The 17089-nt window shown below is 58.5% G+C and carries 20 protein-coding genes; 17 read left to right on the forward strand and 3 right to left on the reverse strand.

Features of this window, described 5'->3' with window-relative positions; translation table 11 throughout:
* Positions 1–86: 86 nt before the first annotated feature.
* The 12 genes from ccmC to HUO14_RS05590 all read left to right on the forward strand — a co-directional run bounded on the left by ccmC (position 87) and on the right by HUO14_RS05590 (position 10185).
* Positions 87–806, forward strand: coding sequence for a heme ABC transporter permease CcmC (ccmC, locus tag HUO14_RS05535; protein ID WP_176278897.1), 720 nt, complete (start codon positions 87–89; stop codon positions 804–806).
* Complete coding sequence (locus HUO14_RS05540; protein ID WP_176278898.1) at positions 803–934, forward strand: heme exporter protein CcmD; 132 nt, start codon at positions 803–805, stop codon at positions 932–934. The genes ccmC and HUO14_RS05540 overlap by 4 nt, the downstream gene beginning before the upstream one ends.
* Entirely contained in the window at positions 931–1380 is a 450-nt protein-coding gene (gene ccmE / locus HUO14_RS05545; RefSeq protein ID WP_176278899.1) for a cytochrome c maturation protein CcmE, read from the forward strand. Before HUO14_RS05540 ends, ccmE begins: the two co-directional genes overlap by 4 nt.
* Entirely contained in the window at positions 1377–3314 is a 1938-nt protein-coding gene (locus tag HUO14_RS05550; protein WP_176278900.1) for a heme lyase CcmF/NrfE family subunit, read from the forward strand. The genes ccmE and HUO14_RS05550 overlap by 4 nt, the downstream gene beginning before the upstream one ends.
* The gene (locus tag HUO14_RS05555; RefSeq protein ID WP_176278901.1) at positions 3311–3838 is read left to right on the forward strand and encodes a DsbE family thiol:disulfide interchange protein; all 528 of its coding nucleotides are present in this window, start codon (positions 3311–3313) and stop codon (positions 3836–3838) included. Before HUO14_RS05550 ends, HUO14_RS05555 begins: the two co-directional genes overlap by 4 nt.
* Positions 3835–4251, forward strand: coding sequence for a cytochrome c-type biogenesis protein (locus tag HUO14_RS05560; protein ID WP_176278902.1), 417 nt, complete (start codon positions 3835–3837; stop codon positions 4249–4251). The genes HUO14_RS05555 and HUO14_RS05560 overlap by 4 nt, the downstream gene beginning before the upstream one ends.
* The gene (locus HUO14_RS05565; protein ID WP_176278903.1) at positions 4248–4904 is read left to right on the forward strand and encodes a tetratricopeptide repeat protein; all 657 of its coding nucleotides are present in this window, start codon (positions 4248–4250) and stop codon (positions 4902–4904) included. Before HUO14_RS05560 ends, HUO14_RS05565 begins: the two co-directional genes overlap by 4 nt.
* Before the next feature lie 154 nt (positions 4905–5058).
* Positions 5059–6999 (forward strand): potassium transporter Kup, encoded by a 1941-nt coding sequence (locus HUO14_RS05570; RefSeq protein WP_176278904.1) that lies wholly within the window; start codon positions 5059–5061, stop codon positions 6997–6999.
* Between the two features lie 215 nt (positions 7000–7214).
* On the forward strand, positions 7215–7667 hold the full coding sequence (rpiB, locus tag HUO14_RS05575) for a ribose 5-phosphate isomerase B (protein ID WP_176278905.1): 453 nt from the start codon (positions 7215–7217) through the stop codon (positions 7665–7667).
* Positions 7664–8971 carry a serine hydroxymethyltransferase gene (gene glyA / locus HUO14_RS05580; protein ID WP_176278906.1) on the forward strand — a complete coding sequence of 436 codons (1308 nt, stop codon included), beginning with the start codon at positions 7664–7666 and terminating at the stop codon, positions 8969–8971. Before rpiB ends, glyA begins: the two co-directional genes overlap by 4 nt.
* A gap of 15 nt (positions 8972–8986) precedes the next feature.
* Entirely contained in the window at positions 8987–9448 is a 462-nt protein-coding gene (gene nrdR / locus HUO14_RS05585) for a transcriptional regulator NrdR (RefSeq protein WP_176278907.1), read from the forward strand.
* Positions 9445–10185, forward strand: a complete 741-nt coding sequence (locus tag HUO14_RS05590) for an RNA methyltransferase (RefSeq protein WP_335647044.1) — start codon at positions 9445–9447, stop codon at positions 10183–10185. Before nrdR ends, HUO14_RS05590 begins: the two co-directional genes overlap by 4 nt.
* Before the next feature lie 12 nt (positions 10186–10197).
* On the opposite strand, the gene HUO14_RS05595 is transcribed toward HUO14_RS05590, so the two are convergent.
* Positions 10198–10506, reverse strand: coding sequence for a chorismate mutase (locus tag HUO14_RS05595; protein ID WP_176278908.1), 309 nt, complete (start codon positions 10504–10506; stop codon positions 10198–10200).
* Positions 10507–10724: 218 nt separating this feature from the next.
* On the opposite strand from HUO14_RS05595, the gene rpsD reads away from it, so the two are divergent.
* From rpsD to aguB, 5 genes are all read left to right on the forward strand, one after another.
* Positions 10725–11339 carry a 30S ribosomal protein S4 gene (gene rpsD, locus HUO14_RS05600; protein ID WP_176278909.1) on the forward strand — a complete coding sequence of 205 codons (615 nt, stop codon included), beginning with the start codon at positions 10725–10727 and terminating at the stop codon, positions 11337–11339.
* A 192-nt stretch (positions 11340–11531) separates the two neighbouring features.
* Positions 11532–13208, forward strand: a complete 1677-nt coding sequence (locus HUO14_RS05605; RefSeq protein ID WP_176278910.1) for a M28 family metallopeptidase — start codon at positions 11532–11534, stop codon at positions 13206–13208.
* A 20-nt stretch (positions 13209–13228) separates the two neighbouring features.
* A complete protein-coding gene (locus HUO14_RS05610; RefSeq protein WP_176278911.1) occupies positions 13229–14209 on the forward strand; it encodes an agmatine deiminase family protein in 981 nt (326 codons plus the stop codon).
* Positions 14210–14286: 77 nt separating this feature from the next.
* Positions 14287–15141 (forward strand): class I SAM-dependent methyltransferase, encoded by an 855-nt coding sequence (locus HUO14_RS05615; protein ID WP_176278912.1) that lies wholly within the window; start codon positions 14287–14289, stop codon positions 15139–15141.
* 18 nt (positions 15142–15159) lie between these two features.
* The gene (aguB, locus tag HUO14_RS05620; protein WP_176278913.1) at positions 15160–16008 is read left to right on the forward strand and encodes an N-carbamoylputrescine amidase; all 849 of its coding nucleotides are present in this window, start codon (positions 15160–15162) and stop codon (positions 16006–16008) included.
* Here the strand turns inward: aguB and HUO14_RS05625 are convergent.
* Together HUO14_RS05625 and HUO14_RS05630 are read right to left on the reverse strand one after the other, a co-directional pair.
* A complete protein-coding gene (locus HUO14_RS05625; protein ID WP_176278914.1) occupies positions 15981–16661 on the reverse strand; it encodes a uracil-DNA glycosylase family protein in 681 nt (226 codons plus the stop codon). The genes aguB and HUO14_RS05625 overlap by 28 nt on opposite strands.
* 41 nt (positions 16662–16702) lie before the next feature.
* On the reverse strand, positions 16703–17068 hold the full coding sequence (locus tag HUO14_RS05630; RefSeq protein ID WP_176278915.1) for a DUF3597 domain-containing protein: 366 nt from the start codon (positions 17066–17068) through the stop codon (positions 16703–16705).
* Positions 17069–17089 lie beyond the last annotated feature (21 nt).

The following is a 17089-nucleotide window of genomic DNA, read 5'->3' on the forward strand; positions in this document are numbered from 1 at the left end:
ACACTTGTCGCTGGGCCGTGCTTCTGCCATCGAAATGGCCAATGACACTGGACGCGATCTAGCTCGAGGCAATCACCGCTTAATCCATGCACGCATTTGCAAATCCTACCCGTTTCCTGGCGCTAGCCAAGCCGTTGACACCATTTCTGCTGTTAGGCGGCATTGCGATGGTATTGGTCGCGTGCATCTGGGGGCTTTGGGCCACGCCGGCCGAACGGCTGCAGGGTGATACGGTGAAGATTATTTTCGTGCATGTGCCGATGGCCTGGCTCGGCATGGCCGGATGGACCGGAATAGCGGTCGCCAGCGTGACCGAACTGATCTGGCGCCATCCATTGGCCTCGCACGCGGCCCGTGCGATTGCGGTGCCGGGGGCTTTGTTTTCTCTTCTATGTCTGGTCACGGGCTCGATCTGGGGTCGACCTGCATGGGGAACCTGGTGGGTCTGGGATGGTCGCCTGACCTCCATGCTGGTGCTGTTTTTCCTTTATCTCGCCTATATCGTGCTCGCCAACGAAACGAGCAAGAATAATGGCCAGAGCCGGATTGCCGCTATTTTCGGTGTGGTAGGCATCGTCAATCTGCCGATCATCCGTTTTTCGGTCGAATGGTGGGAGACCCAGCATCAGGGCACGAGCATCAGCATCATGGGAAAGTCGACGATCGATGCGCTCTATTTATGGCCTCTATTGGTTTCGGCGACAGGTTTCTCTCTCCTGTTCGGTGCGATCGTGCTTATGCGGATGCGCGCCACTCTGGCGCAAACCAAAGTCGATGCCCGGCTGAAAAGGATGGCAGCTGAATGAACCACTGGTCTTTCGTCTATGCAGCTTATGCCATAGTGCTGCTGGGCACAGCTGCGGTTGTCGTGAACAGCTATGTCTCGATGCGCAGGGCCGAGCGCAAGGCAGATCAATTGGGTAAGCGCAAATGAAGGCAAAACATCAAAGACTCACTCTTGTGCTGCTGGCGGTGGTCGCGCTGGTCGGTGCCGGTGTGCTGGGCGCCTATGCGCTTCAGGATCAGGCAAGCTATTTCTATACGCCATCCGATATTGCAGCCAAGAACCCGGAAGCGGGCACCGCCATCCGTCTGGGCGGCATGGTCGAGGAAGGTTCGATCCAGCGTTCGGCTGACGGTGTGACCGTAGAGTTTATCGTGCAAGACGGTAGTGCGCAGCAAAAGGTCACTTTTACGGGGATCACCCCGGATCTGTTCGTCGAAGGTTCCGGTGTCGTCGCCGATGGGCGGCTCGACGCAAAGGGCATGTTTGTCGCCGAGACCTTGCTCGCCAAACATGATGAAAATTACATTCCGCGCGAGCTAGAAGGCATTGATATGACCGCCGGCAAACGCAAGACGGAGACGCTGGTCCAATGATCGCCGAAACAGGACTGATCGCGCTCTGGCTCGCCGGCGCGCTGACATTATTGCAATTCATTCTCGGGGCAGTTGGCCTGCGGACCGATCGCGAGGCCTATTTTGCCGCGATCCGTCCGGTGGCGATTGCTCAGGGGCTGTTTGTAGCCCTGTCCTTTCTGCTGCTGATCTGGCTGTTCCTGCGCTCCGACATGTCGGTCAAGCTGGTGGCGATGAACAGCGCTTCGGTAAAACCTTTGCTCTACAAATTTGCCGGCACCTGGGGCAATCATGAAGGGTCGATGCTGCTGTGGGTGACCGTGATGGGACTGGCCGGTGCCTTCATCGCGCTGTTCGAGCGCTCGCTTAAAACCAGAACGCTGGTTGCGACCTTGGCCGCGCAGGCCTTTATCAGCCTCGGTTTTTACGCCTTCCTGTTGATATCCTCCAACCCGTTCGAGCGGATGTTTCCGGTACCGGCAGACGGGCAGGGGCTCAATCCATTGCTTCAGGACCCCGGTCTCGCTTTCCACCCGCCGACGCTCTATTTCGGCTATGTCGGACTTTCGGTCGCTTTTTCCTTCGCCGTAGGCGCGATGATTACCCGCGATGTCGGCGCAGCCTTTGCCAAGGCGATGCGGCCATGGGTATTGGGCGCGTGGATATTCCTGACCCTCGGCATTACCGCAGGCAGCTACTGGGCATATTATGAGCTCGGCTGGGGCGGCTGGTGGTTCTGGGACCCGGTCGAAAATGCGTCGCTGATGCCATGGCTGGCGGCGACCGCCCTGCTCCATTCGGTGACCGTGCTGGCGACCCGCGACGGATTGCGCGCTTGGACATTGATGCTGGCAGTGGTTGCTTTCTCGATGTCGATGATCGGGACATTTCTGGTTCGCTCCGGCATATTGACGAGCGTGCATGCCTTTGCCGTCGATCCGGAACGAGGCAGTTTCATTCTCGCCCTGCTCGCCCTGTACATCGGGGGAGCCATGGCCTTGTTCGCGCTACGCGTCGGCACGGTGAAAGAAGGTTCGCGGTTTGAGCTGGTCAGCCGTGAAGGCGCCCTGGTTGCCAATAATCTGCTGCTCTCGGTCATTTTGGCGCTGGTGTTCATCGGCACGCTTTATCCCCTGTTCGTCGAAGCGATTACCGGCGACAAACTGTCGGTCGGGCCACCCTATTTCAATCTCGCGACCGGTCCGCTGGCTCTGATGCTGGTGGCGGTCATGGCGGCGGGACCGCTGCTGCGCTGGCGCCGCGACAATCCCAGAACATTGCTGAACCGCATTTCCATCCCGATATTGATCACCGCCGCATCGCTGTTTGCGCTGGCCCTGTTCACCACCGGAATGTCGATCCTATCGTTGCTGGGCATGGGGCTCGCGGCCGGTGTCGCTATTGCCAGTTTCGCGCCGTTGTGGAAACGCAACCTGCGCCGCACACCGATGCACACCTACGGTATGGTGATCGCACATTTCGGTATTGCTGTGGCACTGGTTGGTATGGCCTCCGAAGCCAGTTTCACCGAAGAAAAACTGGTGGCGGCGACGCCGGGTGACGAAATTGTCGTGAACAACTGGAAGCTCAAGTTCGAGGCGATCGAGCCGGTAGCCGGACCCAACTGGACCGCGCTTGAAAGCCGGATTACGGCGCAATATGGTGATGGTGCGCTGCATCCGATCAATCCGCAGAACCGGATGTTTGCCGCGGCACAAACCCAAACCAGCGAAGCCGCGTTGCTGACCCGCTGGAACGGTCAACTCTATGTCGTGCTCGGCGACGGTGACAGCGAGGGCCGCTGGCAGATACGGGTCTGGTGGAAGCCGTTCGTGACGCTGATCTGGTATGGCGGGATATTGGTTGCGCTCGGCGGCTTGCTGGCAATGGTCGGTCGTTTGCGGCGTGGCTATAAGCAGCGTAAACAACGGGAATTTGCTGAGGCTATGTTATGAACCGCTGGTTGCTCTGGTTGCCGCTCGCGCTCTTCGGCCTGTTCTTCGCTGCCTTCGCGACCGGCCTGATCATGCCGAAGGATAATATTATCGAGAGCAAGATGGTCGGCAAGCCGATGCCGGCATTTTCCTTGCCGGGAGCGGTCGAGCAACGGCCTGCCTTGAGCAGCGCCGATCTGGCCGAGGGCAAGCCGACACTGCTCAATATTTTTGCCAGCTGGTGCGTGCCCTGTATCGCGGAAGCACCGCATCTGCTGGCCCTGCAGCAGGCGGGCGCCGAAATAAATGCGATCGCCAGCCGCGACACACCTCAAGATATCGCTAATTTCCTCAATCGGTGGGGCAATCCCTATAGCCGGATCGGAACCGACACGACGAGCAAGGTGCAGCTGGAACTGGGATCGTCCGGCGTGCCCGAGACGTTCGTGATCGATGGCAATGGTATTATCGTGCACCAGCATATCGGCGACATTCGCGAAGAAGATGTCCCCAAGATACTGAAATTGCTTGAGGATGCGAAGTGAAGCGTCTCCTCATCCTTGTTAGCATATGTCTTGTTGCCCCCGTTGCGGCGCAGACCAGCCTGCCGCCCGCGCCTTATGCCGACCGCCAGCTCGACGATCCGCAGCAGGAAGCCGCCGCGCGCGACCTGATGGAAGAATTGCGCTGTCTGAAATGCCAGAGCCAGTCGATCGCCGACAGCAATGCGCCGATGGCGGGCGACATGCGCAGTCAGGTGCGGGAAAAAATTGCCGCCGGTGAATCGCCGGAGGCGGTCAGAAGCTGGCTGGTCGAGCGCTATGGCAATTGGGTGTCTTATGATCCGCCGATCGCCTCGGTCGTGACCTGGCCTCTGTGGATTGCACCGATCGTCCTGCTGCTTGCCGCCCTGTGGCTGGCGCGCGGACGTTTCCGTAAGCCAAAGGATGGTGAATGATGGGCTGGATCATAATTTTCGTACTGGTGCTGATTTGCGCTGCTGCCCTGATCTGGCTCGGGAAGCTGAGCCGTACCACTTATGAGATCACTGCCGCTGCGCTGTTGCTCGGGGTTGCCGGTTACGCATGGCAGGGCAATCCGGGCATGGCCGGCGTTTCGGTGGAACCGAAGGAAGCTCCCAATAGCTTTGATGACACGACGATTGATGCACGCAACGACCTGGGCGAGCGATTTGGCACCGCTCAGGAATGGCTCGTTTTCTCTGATTCACTCAACCGTTCAGGCAAGCACGGGGCTGCTGCCAACTATCTCCGCAACGGTGTGAAGGAACATCCCGAAGACCCCGATCTCTGGGTCGGACTGGGCAACGCCTTGGTGGTTCATGCCAACGGCGTGATTACACCCGCCGCACAATTTGCTTTCCAGAAGGCGGCCGATCTGTCGCCCGAACATCCCGGACCACCGTTTTTCCTCGGACTGGCCTATGCCCAGTCGGGCAAAATCGATCAGGCGAGGGCGATCTGGACCGAATTGCTCGCCAGAAGCAGCAAAGATGCTCCGTGGCGCGAAGATCTCGAGTCGCGGCTGGCGACTATGGAGCAGATACAGCCGACACTCCCGGTTCAGCCGGAATTGCCGGCAGAACAGTAAAAGCCTAGCATTTTGAATGAGTTGATATTCGCCGTCAGTCGTTTTGTTGCACCTGCTAAATGCTCGTGCTAAGCGCCCGCGCTTGCTGACACGAATGCCAGTAAACAGTATGTTGTGTCCAAATTGATCGGGGTATAGCCTTAACGGCCAATCAATGTCCGCAGAACCAACCGAAGGTGCAGAAACGCCAGGCAATACCGTGCAAACACACGGTTCGCCGCAGCGCAACACAGCTATTGCCAAGCTCGCCGCAGGCGCGATCGGGATCGTGTTCGGCGACATCGGCACGAGTCCGCTTTACGCATTTCGCGAAACATTCATCGGCGCTCATCCGCTCGAGCTTGATCGTGTGCATGTCCTCGGCGTGGTCAGCCTGATCTTCTGGTCAATGACTCTGGTGGTGACAATCCAATATGTCAGCATCACCATGCGGGCCGATAACAAAGGGCAGGGCGGCAGTCTGGCGCTGGTTGCGCTGTTGTCCGGAGTGATGCGACGATCAAAATATGGCTGGCTGGCTGTATTGCTTGGGGTCTTCGCAACTGCGTTGTTTTACGGCGACAGCATGATCACGCCTGCCATTTCGGTATTGTCAGCCGTGGAAGGGCTTGCCGTTGTGCAGCCCGCATTGGGCCATCTTGTTATTCCGATCGCGCTAACCCTGCTCGTGTTTCTGTTCCTGATCCAGTCTCGGGGCACCGCCAAAATCGGCGCATTGTTCGCGCCGGTGATGTTCGTCTATTTTACCGTTATCGGGACACTTGGAATCATCCAGATCGTCGGGCATCCGTCGGTTCTTTATGCATTTAACCCCTGGTATGCCGTACAGTTTTTCATAACCGACGGGTTCAAGGCCTTCCTGGCGCTGGGTTCCGTGGTGTTGGCGGTAACCGGTTCCGAAGCGCTGTTCGCCGACATGGGGCATTTCGGCAAGAAACCTATGCGGATTGCCTGGTACGGTTTCGTGATGCCGGCGCTGCTGTGCAACTATTTCGGGCAGGGCGCGATGATCCTGTCCCTGGATGCTGCGGGCGCTGCAGCAGCGATCGAAAGTCCGTTCTTCATCATGGCACCGGAAGTGCTTCGTTTGCCTCTCGTCATATTGGCGACAATGGCGACCTTCATTGCCAGCCAGGCGGTGATCTCCGGTTCTTTCTCGGTGACCCATCAGGCGATCCAGCTCGGCTTTATCCCCCGATTGACGATCAAGCACACCAGCGCCTCGGAAGCCGGTCAAATCTATATTCCCTTCGTCAACTGGGCGATCATGATTTCGGTAATCCTGCTGGTGCTGACCTTCCAGACCTCGAGCAATCTTGCTTCGGCGTACGGCATCGCTGTCACCGGCGCGATGTTCATCGACACCTGCTTGCTGGCCATCGTGATGGTGGTGCTCTGGAAATGGAAGTTGTGGTTCACAATTCCGTTGCTGGCAGTCTTCTTCATCGTCGACGGTGCCTATTTCGCGGCCAACCTGACCAAGGTTCCCGATGGCGGCTGGTTCCCGTTGGCGGTCGGCGGCGTGGCGTTCGTGATCCTGACGACCTGGGCCAAGGGCCGCCAGATCATGCGCAAAAACATGGCAGAATCGGCGATGCCAATCGAGATTTTTACCAAATCCGCGGCCAATAGCGCCACAAGGGTGCCCGGCACCGCCATTTTCATGGCATCGTCCTCGGCTGGCGTTCCCTCGGCGCTGCTCCACAACATCAAGCATAACAAGGTCATCCACGAACGGGTCGTCATCCTGACGGTCAACATCAACGATGTGCCGACGATAGCCGCAGAGAAACGCTGCGAGGTGAAGGATATCGGTCATGGTTTCTACCGGCTTATTCTCCATTTCGGATTCATGCAGGAAACCAATGTGCCGGAGGCCCTGAAAGAGGTGACCGGCTGTGGCATGGAATTCGATATGATGACCACCAGCTTCTTCCTGTCGCGCCAGACCCTGCTGCCGTCGAAAAAGCCCGAGATGATGGTCTGGCGAGAGAAGCTCTTTGCATGGATGCTGCGCAACGCGGCGACCGCGATGGAGTTTTTCAAACTTCCCACCAACCGGGTTGTGGAACTCGGTAGCCAGATGGAAATCTGACGGCCCGGGACATCCGACAGGTCGATTTGAACGTAACATGATATCCTCGACTGATATGGCTGAGAAATCCTTATGAAATCGAGTGGGACCCCGGCCTTCGCCGAGGTTGACGCTTCGTCACGCTTGGCATGACGTGGCGCGTCAAATATTCGGTGGCCTATCGCGGGACTCTCTACTAAATAGCGGCCATCCGATTCTCGACACAGGAATTGCCCATGCGCATCGCCATCGCCTCCGATCACGCCGCTCTCGATATGAAGGCCGCGCTGGTGGATTGGTTGCAGGAGGCAGGCCACGAAGTCAGCGATCTCGGGCCGATGACTGCAGACAGCGTCGACTATCCCGATTTTGGCTATAAGCTGGCCGAGGAAGTGGCCTCCGGGCGCGCCGAACGCGGCGTGGCGCTGTGCGGCTCCGGTATCGGCATCTCGATGGCGGTCAACCGCAATCCGGCCTGCCGCTGCGCGCTGGTCTCGGAAGGCCTGTCGGCGAAACTGGCGCGGGAACATAATGACGCCAATGTCATCGCCATGGGCGCGCGGCTGGTCGGCATCGAAATCGCGAAAGACTGTCTCGACGTCTTTCTGAAAACCCCATTTGGCGGCGACCGGCATCAGCGCCGGGTCGATAAATTGTCTGCCCCCCAAGTTGAAGGAACAAGCGCATGAGCAACGTCGCAGATATACAGGATATCCGTCAGACCGGATTTTTCGACTTTTCGGTCGATGAAAGCGATCCGGCGGTTGCCGGTGCGATCAACTCGGAACTGGCGCGCCAGCAGAACCAGATCGAACTGATAGCGTCGGAGAATATCGTTTCCAGGGCCGTGCTGCAGGCGCAGGGTTCGGTTTTTACCAACAAATATGCCGAAGGCTATCCCGGTCGCCGCTATTATCAGGGCTGCGCGCCCTCGGATGATGTCGAGAATCTGGCGATCGAACGCGCCAAGCAATTGTTCGATTGCGGCTTTGTCAATGTCCAGCCGCACTCAGGCGCGCAGGCCAATGGCGCGGTGATGCTGGCGCTGGTCAAGCCGGGCGATACGATCCTCGGCATGTCGCTGGACGCCGGCGGACATCTCACCCATGGCGCGAAACCGGCGCAGTCGGGGAAATGGTTCAACGCGATCCAATATGGCGTCAACGACGACGATCATCTGATCAATTATGAAGAAGTCGAGGCGCTGGCCAAGGAACATCAGCCGAAGCTGATCATTGCCGGTGGTTCTGCCTATCCGCGCCAGATCGATTTCGCCAAATTCCGTGCGATTGCCGATTCCGTCGGTGCCTTGTTCATGGTCGACATGGCGCATTTCGCCGGACTGGTTGCTGCCGGACTGCATCCGAGCCCGCTCGGCTATGCCGATGTCGTGACCACCACGACCCACAAGACCCTGCGCGGTCCCCGGGGCGGCATGATATTGACCAATGACGAGGCGATTGCGAAAAAGATCAACTCTGCGGTTTTCCCTGGCCTCCAGGGCGGTCCGCTGATGCACGTGATTGCGGCCAAGGCCGTCGCCTTTGGCGAAGCGCTGCGTCCGGAGTTCAAAAGCTATTCTGCTGCTGTCATCGAAAATGCCAAAGTCCTTGCGGCAACGCTCAAGGAACGCGGCGCCGATGTGGTCGCCGGTGGCACCGATACCCATCTGGCGCTGATCGATCTGTCGCCGCTCGGCATCACCGGGCGTGACGCCGACGAAGCGCTCGAACGGGCCGGGATTACCTGCAACAAGAACAGCATCCCCAATGATCCGCAGCCACCGATGAAAACCAGCGGTATCCGCGTCGGATCGCCCGCCGGTACCACCCGTGGCTTTGGCCCTGCCGAGTTCAAGATGATCGGCGACATGGTCGCGGATGTGCTCGACGGTTTGCGCCAGAAAGGCGAGGCGGGGGACCCGGATATCGAAGCCGATGTACGCGAACGGGTCCAGGCGCTCTGCGACCGGTTCCCGATTTACCAGGATTGATCGGAAAGCGATAAGATGCGTTGCCCCTTTTGCGCCCATGACGACAGTCAGGTCAAAGACAGCCGTCCCACCGAGGACAATACGACGATCAGACGCCGGCGTCAGTGCGAGGGCTGTGGCGCGCGGTTCACGACTTTCGAGCGCGTGCAATTGCGGGAAATAACCGTGGTCAAGAGCGAGGACCGCAAGGAACCGTTTGACCGGACGAAGATCGACCTCTCGGTAGCGCTCGCTTGCCGCAAGCGCGGGCTTGCACAGGAGCAGATGGATCAGCTGGTCTCGGGCATCCAGCGCCAGCTGGAAACCAGTGGCGAGACCGAAATCCCTTCGCAAAAAATCGGCGAGATGGTGATGGACGGCCTGAAGACGCTCGACAGCGTGGCCTATATCCGCTTCGCTTCGGTCTACAAGGATTTCACCGAAGCCAAGGATTTCAAGGAATTTGCCGGCAGCGTGAAAGACGTCGGCGGCGCGTGAGCAACCAGCCCGCCATCATATTGGTCAATCCGCAACTCGGGCAGAATATCGGCAAGGCCGCACGGGCGATGCTCAACTTCGGCCTGACCGAGATGCGCATTGTCAAACCGCGGGACGGATGGCCCAATCCCGATGCCGGTCCATCGGCGTCGGGCGCGGATATGGTGCTTGAACGTGCTCAGGTATTTGAAACCACCGCCGAGGCGGTTGCCGACTGCGCCCATGTTTATGCCACGACGGTACGTAAGCGGGCGATGACCAAGACAGTGCTGACGCCTTGGGAGGCTGCCGAGGACATGGCGCAAGCGAGCGGTAAATGCGCGATCCTGTTCGGGCCAGAGCGAGCCGGTTTGGAAATCGTCGATGTCGAATTGGCGCGCAAGATCATTACCGTGCCGATCAATCCGGAATTCGGGTCGCTCAACTTGGCCCAGGCTGTCATCCTTGTAGCCTATGAAATATCTAAAATGGATAGCGTCGGTAATGTCCAGCCAACGCTCGAAAAAATAGCAGCCGAACCGGCTCCGCAGAGAGAACTGGATATGTTTTACGAGCATCTTGAACGGGCGCTGGATAAAAACGGCTATTTCTACCCGGCGGAGCGGGCGATGGCGACAAAAGTGACGCTTCGCAATATGCTGACCAAGCCGGCTTGGACCAATGAAGAGGTCAAGACATGGCGCGGGGTTATCTCGTCGCTCGAACGGCCGCCCCGCAAGGACAAGGCCGAAAAATAGCCCGTAAGCGGACTATTTGCGCAGCTGATCCCATTTCTGTAATTCGTAGCTGATCGATGTTTCGACCAGCATTTCCCAGATCGCCGCCATCGTTGGCACCGGAACGCCTGCTTCTTCCGCCAGAGTTTTGACATTCTGCAAAACGGCCGCCTTGCGCACTTCATCGCGGACGACGTTGCGATCCTGCTTGATCCGGGCGGCGGCATCCATGCAGGCAAAACGCTGGGCCATCAAGGCGATGAGCTCCCCATCGATACGGTCCACTTGTTCGCGGACATCGGTCATGGTTTCCATGGGCGGCAGTGGCTCGGGATCATTCATGCCAGCCCATTAATCGCCAGCCATCAGAGAGTCGAGAGCCGGTGACTATATTCGCAAGATAATCGCCGGCTAATCCTGTTGACAATGGCGGCTTTGCTCGCCATAGGCGCGCTCTTGCAATTGGCTCCGCACCCCGGTGAAGCGGTAGCCGCATCAGAATGACTGTTCTGATGGTGCGCTCCGGGAAGACGATAAACAGCAAATGAGGAGTCATTGATATGACCAAACGTACAAGTTCGAAATATAAGCTCGATCGCCGCATGGGCGAGAATATCTGGGGCCGTCCCAAATCTCCCGTCAATCGTCGCGATTATGGCCCGGGCCAGCACGGTCAGCGCCGCAAGGGCAAGCTGTCCGACTTCGGTATTCAGTTGCGCGCCAAGCAGAAGCTCAAGGGCTATTATGGCGACGTGACGGAAAAGCAGTTCCGCCGCGCCTATAAAGAAGCCGCAGCGATGAAGGGCGATACCAGCCAGAACCTGATCGGCCTGCTCGAACAGCGCCTCGACATGGTTGTCTATCGCGCCAAGTTCACCCCGACCATCTTTGCTGCCCGTCAGCTCGTCAGCCACGGCCATATCCGCGTCAACGGCGTCAAATGTAATGTTGCTTCGCGCAAGGTTGTACCGGGCGACGTGATTTCGCTGAGCGCCAAGGCCCAGGAAATGCTGCTCGTTATCGAAGCGCAGAGCCTGCCAGAGCGTGATATTCCTGAATATGTCACGCCAGACGGTACCGACAAGGTAACCTACGTCCGCATCCCGACCCTGGACGAAGTGCCTTATCCGGTGACGATGGAACCCAATCTGGTCGTCGAATTCTATTCGCGCTGATTGTTTCAAAGAAATTCACAAAAAAGGGCGGCCCGTTGGAGTCGCCCTTTTTTTGTCTGTATTTTCGTCGCCCTCGGCAATGAAGTGTGGGTTGGGGGTCTGTGGCCCGCAACGCTTCTTGCCTTGCTGAAATGTGTCTGGCATTGAGCCTCTAACGCTTTTCGAGACACAGAATTTTAGAAGGATAGCTATATGTTGAAACGGTCGCTTTGGGTGCTGCTGGCACCATCGCTGATACTGGCTGGCTGCACGAAGATAGATGACGATGCTACGGGCGCCAAAATCCCCGAAATCGCGGCACCGGAATTGTCGGTGGAAACGATGAAATCGATCACCGAGCAGTTGTCTTCCGATGCTTTTGAAGGCCGCGCGCCTGGTACGCCGGGCGAGGAAAAAACGCTCGCGCTGCTGACCGAAAAATTTGCTGCCGCGGGCCTCGAGCCGGGCAATGGCGACAGCTGGTTCCAGGATGTGCCGCTCGTTTCGATTGAAGCGAAAAATGTTTCGCCGCTGACCGTAACCGGCGGGTCCGAGAAGCTCAGCTTTGCTTACGGCCCTGAAATGGTGGTCACCAGCTATCGGGAACAGCCGAAGATCGATGTCGCCAACAGCGACATGGTCTTTGTCGGCTATGGCGTGAACGCGCCGGAGCGCGGCTGGAACGATTATGAAGGCGTCGATGTCAAAGGCAAGACGGTGGTCATATTGGTCAATGACCCCGATTTCGGCACCGAAAGCCTGGAAGGCGATTTTGGTGGCCGGGCGATGACCTATTATGGTCGCTGGACATATAAATATGAGGAAGCGGCGCGTCAGGGTGCTGCGGCGGCATTGATCATTCATGATACCGATCCCGCCGCCTATGGCTGGAATGTCGTAGAATCGAGCTGGAGCGGACCGCAATTTTACGCGCAGACGGCCAACGGCGGAGCCGATAATACCAAGGCAAATGGCTGGATCCAGAAAGACGTTGCAGCGAAAATATTTGCCGCAGCGGGCAAGGATCTTGAAACGCAGATGAAAGCGGCCAAGAAGAAGGGCTTCAAGGCCGTTGATCTCGGGCTGAAGGCATCGGCTTCGTTTGAAAACACGATCGGCAAGATGGACAGCAAGAATGTTGTCGGTATTCTCAAGGGCAAGACGCGTCCGGACGAATATGTGATCTATACCGCGCACTGGGATCATCTCGGACGCTGCAAGCCTGCGGCGGACGGGGACGATATCTGCAACGGCGCGGTCGACAATGCGACCGGCACGGCGGCGCTGGTCGCTCTGGCAGAAGCGCATGTCAAAGCCGGTGCACCAGATCGCAGCATTATATTCCTTGCCGTTACCGCTGAGGAGTCCGGACTATTGGGTTCGAAATATTATGCGGAAAATCCGGTCTACCCGCTCAGCCAGACTGTCGGGGGCGTGAACATGGATGCGTTCGGCATGGCCGGACCTGCGAAGAACGTGATCGTGGTTGGCAAGGGCAAATCCGGTCTCGACCGCTATCTTGAGGCAGCACTCACCGGTGATGGCCGCGTGGCCGAAGCCGAGCCGACACCGGAGAAGGGCTATTATTACCGCTCCGATCATTTCAGCTTCGCCAAGCTGGGCGTGCCGATGATCTATTTCGAAGGTGGCGAAGATCTGGTCGACGGTGGCCGGGAGGCCGGTGAAGCGATTTCGAAAGACTATACCGAAAATCGCTATCATGGTCCGAAGGACGAATATGATCCGAACTGGAACTGGGACGGCGTGATGGGTGACCTGAAGGTTTATTATACCGTTGCCCGGATGCTGGCGATGACCGAGGACTGGCCCAACTGGAACGAAGGCGACGAATTCCGCGCCACGCGGGATGAAAGCCGCGCCGGTAGCTGATTACGATCACTGACCGGGTGATGAGATGGCCAGCAGAATGGGAACCGCATCAGGCGGTTTGGATCGGCTTTCCCGGCGATCCGGCGGAATGGCCGGCGGGACGGGAAGCCGCCCAGCGCGAAGTTGCGGCCTTTGCCGATGCGATTGCCGATGACGGCGCTGGCGAGGCGGTTGTTCTGGTGTGCCGCGATGCGGCTGATCAGGATATCGCCCGATCGCTGGTTCAGCCCTGCGTAAATCTTGTTGTTGAACCCTTCGGCGATATCTGGTTGCGCGACAGCGCGCCGGTTTTTGTCGCGGGTCCCAGCGGGCTTGATGGCCGGAACTTTCGCTTCAACGGCTGGGGCGGCAAATATGAAATGGCCGGTGATCAGGATATCGGTCAGCGGCTGGCACAGCGGTTTGACCTGCCGGTCAGCGAGCAGGACTGGATATTGGAAGGCGGCGCTATCGATGGCGATGGCGCAGGCCGGCTGATCACCACCGCGCAATGCGTCCTCAACCCCAACCGCAACGACGGGCTGGACAGGGAGCAGGTCGCCGGGCGGTTGCGCGATGCTCTGGCGGTGCAGGATATCTGCTGGCTGGGAGACGGGCTGGCGGCCGACCATACCGATGGCCATGTCGACAATCTCGCACGTTTTGTGGCTCCGAATAGGGTTGCCATTCCGCAAGCAGATAATGCTGACGATCCCAATGAAGCGATATTCGACGATGCCGCAGCGCGCGCCGCTGCATCGGGATTGCAGGTCGTTCGCCTGCCTTCCGCCGGACGATATGAAGTCGACGGAGATATCGCGCCGGCCAGCTATATGAATTTCTATATCGGCAACAGGGTGGTGGCTGTGCCGCAATATGGGGCGGCAAATGATGCCAAGGCGGTCGACCAGATCTCCGCGCTGTTTCCGGACCACAAGGTGATCGGGCTGTCCAGCCAGGCGCTGCTTCGCGGCGGCGGCAGTTTTCACTGCATATCGCAGCAGATCCCGCAGACAGATTAGTCCTTTATTACATATTGTCTCCCCGTGAACACAGGGTAGAGATGGGGGCAGAGAATATTAATCGAGAGGAAAATATCATGAAAAATCTACTGATGGCGAGCGCTTCGCTGGCACTGCTGGCAATGGCCGCTCCCGTTACCGCCAAACATCATGCAAAAGACGGCGCGGAAATGACCGACGCCAGCCTGCAATCGGTTCTGTCGCATGAGCGCCGCGCCGGGGACAAGGCCCGTGACATGTATCGCCATCCAGCCGAAACGCTGAGCTTCTTCGGTGTCAAACCGGAGCATACAGTCGTCGAATATGGACCAGGCGGCGGCTGGTACACGCGCGTGCTGGCGCCTTATCTTGCCGCAAGCGGACGATATATCGCGATCAATGCCGACAGCTCGTCCAGCAGCTTTGCGGATCGCGCGCGCGAAGCGCGGACAAAGGGCTGGCCCGAAAGCTTTCCGGAAACGGCGGCCAAGTGGACCGGTGTTGACGCCGGCAAGATACTTGCCTTCGAAAGCGACGAGATGCCGGATGACATGAAGGGCAAGGTTGACCGGATTTTGATATTCCGCTCGTTGCACGGTATGCTCAACGGAAACCGGGCGGACTCCGAACTGCGCGCCCTGCGTGATATGCTCGCCGATGAAGGGATGGTCGGCGTCGTCCAGCACCGGGCCAAGAAGGACGCATCCTATGCCATGTCCAACGGCACCAAAGGATATCTGAAACAGTCGTCGGTCATCGCCCTGTTCGAGTTGAACGGCTTTGAACTGGTCAGCCAATCCGAAATCAACGCCAATGCCAAGGACAAGTCCGACTATGACCGCGGCGTCTGGACATTGCCTCCGGTTCTGGCGCTGGGCGACAGCGACAAGGCCAAATATGAAGCGATTGGCGAATCCGACCGCATGACATTATTGTTTAAGAAGCGTCCTTAAGCCGCTAATGGGGCTGCTATGACCAATTTATCCGTAGCAGCCCTGCAGCTGCCCCTGAGCGGCGATGAACAGGCCAATATCTTCGCCGTCAGCGGCCTGATCGCCGAAGCGGCGGAGCAGGGTGCCCAGATCATCCTGCCTCCCGAACTGTTTGCCGGACCCTATTTCTGCAAGACCGAAGACGAGGCGCTTTTTGCGCTGGCGCAGCCGGTGAATGAAAGCACGCCGGTTTTGGCCATGCAGAAGCTGGCCAAGCAATATGGCGTCGCCATTCCGGCGAGCTTTTTCGAACGGGACGGCCAGCATTATTATAACAGCCTCGCGATGATCGATGCCGGTGGCGAGATCATGGGCGTCTATCGCAAAAGCCATATTCCCGACGGACCCGGCTATGAGGAGAAATTTTATTTCCGCCCGGGCAATACGGGTTTCAAGGTCTGGGATGTATTCGGCACGCGGGTCGGCGTCGGCATTTGCTGGGACCAATGGTATCCGGAAACGGCGCGGGCCATGGCGCTGATGGGCGCGGAAGTCCTCTTCTATCCCACCGCAATCGGCTCCGAACCCTATGACGCCGACCTCGACACCAGCCGCATGTGGCGCCGGGCGATGCAGGGCCATGCGGTGAGCAACTGCATGCCGGTGGTCGCCAGCAACCGCATCGGCGTCGAAGCGGAGCAGGCCTTTTACGGCCACAGTTTCATCACCAATGAATGGGGCGATCTGGTGACGGAATATGGCTCGCAGGAAACCGGCGTGCTGACGGCGTCACTCGATCTCGAACAGGCGCGCAAGCATCGTGCCGGCATGGGCTTTTTCCGGGACCGGCGGCCGGAGCTTTATGGGCGGCTGGCCGAGGACAAATAGACCGCCTGCTCGAACACTTGTTCAAACATCGCCACCGTGAGCCGCCCCGTATTCAGATTATAGCGGCTGCAGTGGTAGCTATCGATCAGAACACGGCCGTCAGGGAGGGCGTGGTGCGCGCCGTGGGCGAACTTGTTATCCGCCAATCTGAGTCCTTCCATCCGGATGATGCTGTCATGGGCGATTTTGCCCAGCGCCACTATGACCCGCAACCGGGGCAGGGCGCGGATCGGTTTCTTGAGATAATCGCGGCAATTGTTGATCTCGGCCCCGGTCGGCTTGTTTTCCGGCGGCAGGCATTTGACAGCGTTGAGGATGATGGCACCGTTGAGAGTGATGCCGTCGGCTGGATCATTGGCGAATTGACCATTCACAAATCCATATTTGGAGAGGGTGGCAAACAGCGTTTCGCCCGACGCGTCGCCGGTAAACGGTCTGCCGGTCCGGTTGGCGCCTTCGGTGCCCGGCGCGAGGCCCACGATGGCCAGCCATGCCTCGGGGTCACCGAAAGCAGGGACGGGCGCGTTCCACCAGTCCGGATGTTTCCTGCGCAGGCTTTTGCGCAGGCCGACCAGTCGCGGACAGCGGCGGCAGCCTCTTGGCGCTTCCGCAGCGGGAAGTGGGGCAAAAGCAAGGGGGCCATGATCGCTCACAGCCCCCCGCCTAAATTCAATCGGACTGGTCGTCCAGATGATTAGTCTTTCAGTTCAGCCGGAACGATGCCGCCGGCGGCCGCGATCTTGTTCATGACCTGCTTGTGCAGCAAGATATTGTCTTCGGCGGACCCGCTATAATCGCTGTTGCCGAGTTCCTGCGCCAGTTCCTTGCGGTTGCCATAGCTGGCGTCGATCTGGATCAGCTTCATCAGGTCTACGATCGAGGTGCGCCAGTTTAGCTTGTCCGATCCCGGGATGCTGTCGAGCCGCGAGGCCACGTCGACTTCGCTGATCGCTGCACGCTCGACCGGTGCTGCTGCCGGTGCTGCGGTTTTCGCTTCGGGTTCCGCTGCCTTGGCTTCGCCGCCAAAGATCGCGTTCTTGATTTTTCCGAAAATGCTCATGTCTTGCTCCTTTTTGAATTG

It is taken from the genome of Parasphingorhabdus flavimaris (assembly GCF_013371215.1).
Classification (GTDB): domain Bacteria; phylum Pseudomonadota; class Alphaproteobacteria; order Sphingomonadales; family Sphingomonadaceae; genus Parasphingorhabdus; species Parasphingorhabdus flavimaris.

Coding starts and splice junctions, on each gene's coding strand:
- ccmC (WP_176278897.1), top strand. CDS start 87: ATGCACGCATTTGCAAATCCTACCCGTTTCCTGGCGCTAGCCAAGCCG.
- HUO14_RS05540 (WP_176278898.1), top strand. CDS start 803: ATGAACCACTGGTCTTTCGTCTATGCAGCTTATGCCATAGTGCTGCTG.
- ccmE (WP_176278899.1), top strand. CDS start 931: ATGAAGGCAAAACATCAAAGACTCACTCTTGTGCTGCTGGCGGTGGTC.
- HUO14_RS05550 (WP_176278900.1), top strand. CDS start 1,377: ATGATCGCCGAAACAGGACTGATCGCGCTCTGGCTCGCCGGCGCGCTG.
- HUO14_RS05555 (WP_176278901.1), top strand. CDS start 3,311: ATGAACCGCTGGTTGCTCTGGTTGCCGCTCGCGCTCTTCGGCCTGTTC.
- HUO14_RS05565 (WP_176278903.1), top strand. CDS start 4,248: ATGATGGGCTGGATCATAATTTTCGTACTGGTGCTGATTTGCGCTGCT.
- HUO14_RS05570 (WP_176278904.1), top strand. CDS start 5,059: ATGTCCGCAGAACCAACCGAAGGTGCAGAAACGCCAGGCAATACCGTG.
- rpiB (WP_176278905.1), top strand. CDS start 7,215: ATGCGCATCGCCATCGCCTCCGATCACGCCGCTCTCGATATGAAGGCC.
- glyA (WP_176278906.1), top strand. CDS start 7,664: ATGAGCAACGTCGCAGATATACAGGATATCCGTCAGACCGGATTTTTC.
- nrdR (WP_176278907.1), top strand. CDS start 8,987: ATGCGTTGCCCCTTTTGCGCCCATGACGACAGTCAGGTCAAAGACAGC.
- HUO14_RS05595 (WP_176278908.1), bottom strand. CDS start 10,506: ATGAATGATCCCGAGCCACTGCCGCCCATGGAAACCATGACCGATGTC.
- rpsD (WP_176278909.1), top strand. CDS start 10,725: ATGACCAAACGTACAAGTTCGAAATATAAGCTCGATCGCCGCATGGGC.
- HUO14_RS05605 (WP_176278910.1), top strand. CDS start 11,532: ATGTTGAAACGGTCGCTTTGGGTGCTGCTGGCACCATCGCTGATACTG.
- HUO14_RS05610 (WP_176278911.1), top strand. CDS start 13,229: ATGAGATGGCCAGCAGAATGGGAACCGCATCAGGCGGTTTGGATCGGC.
- HUO14_RS05615 (WP_176278912.1), top strand. CDS start 14,287: ATGAAAAATCTACTGATGGCGAGCGCTTCGCTGGCACTGCTGGCAATG.
- aguB (WP_176278913.1), top strand. CDS start 15,160: ATGACCAATTTATCCGTAGCAGCCCTGCAGCTGCCCCTGAGCGGCGAT.
- HUO14_RS05630 (WP_176278915.1), bottom strand. CDS start 17,068: ATGAGCATTTTCGGAAAAATCAAGAACGCGATCTTTGGCGGCGAAGCC.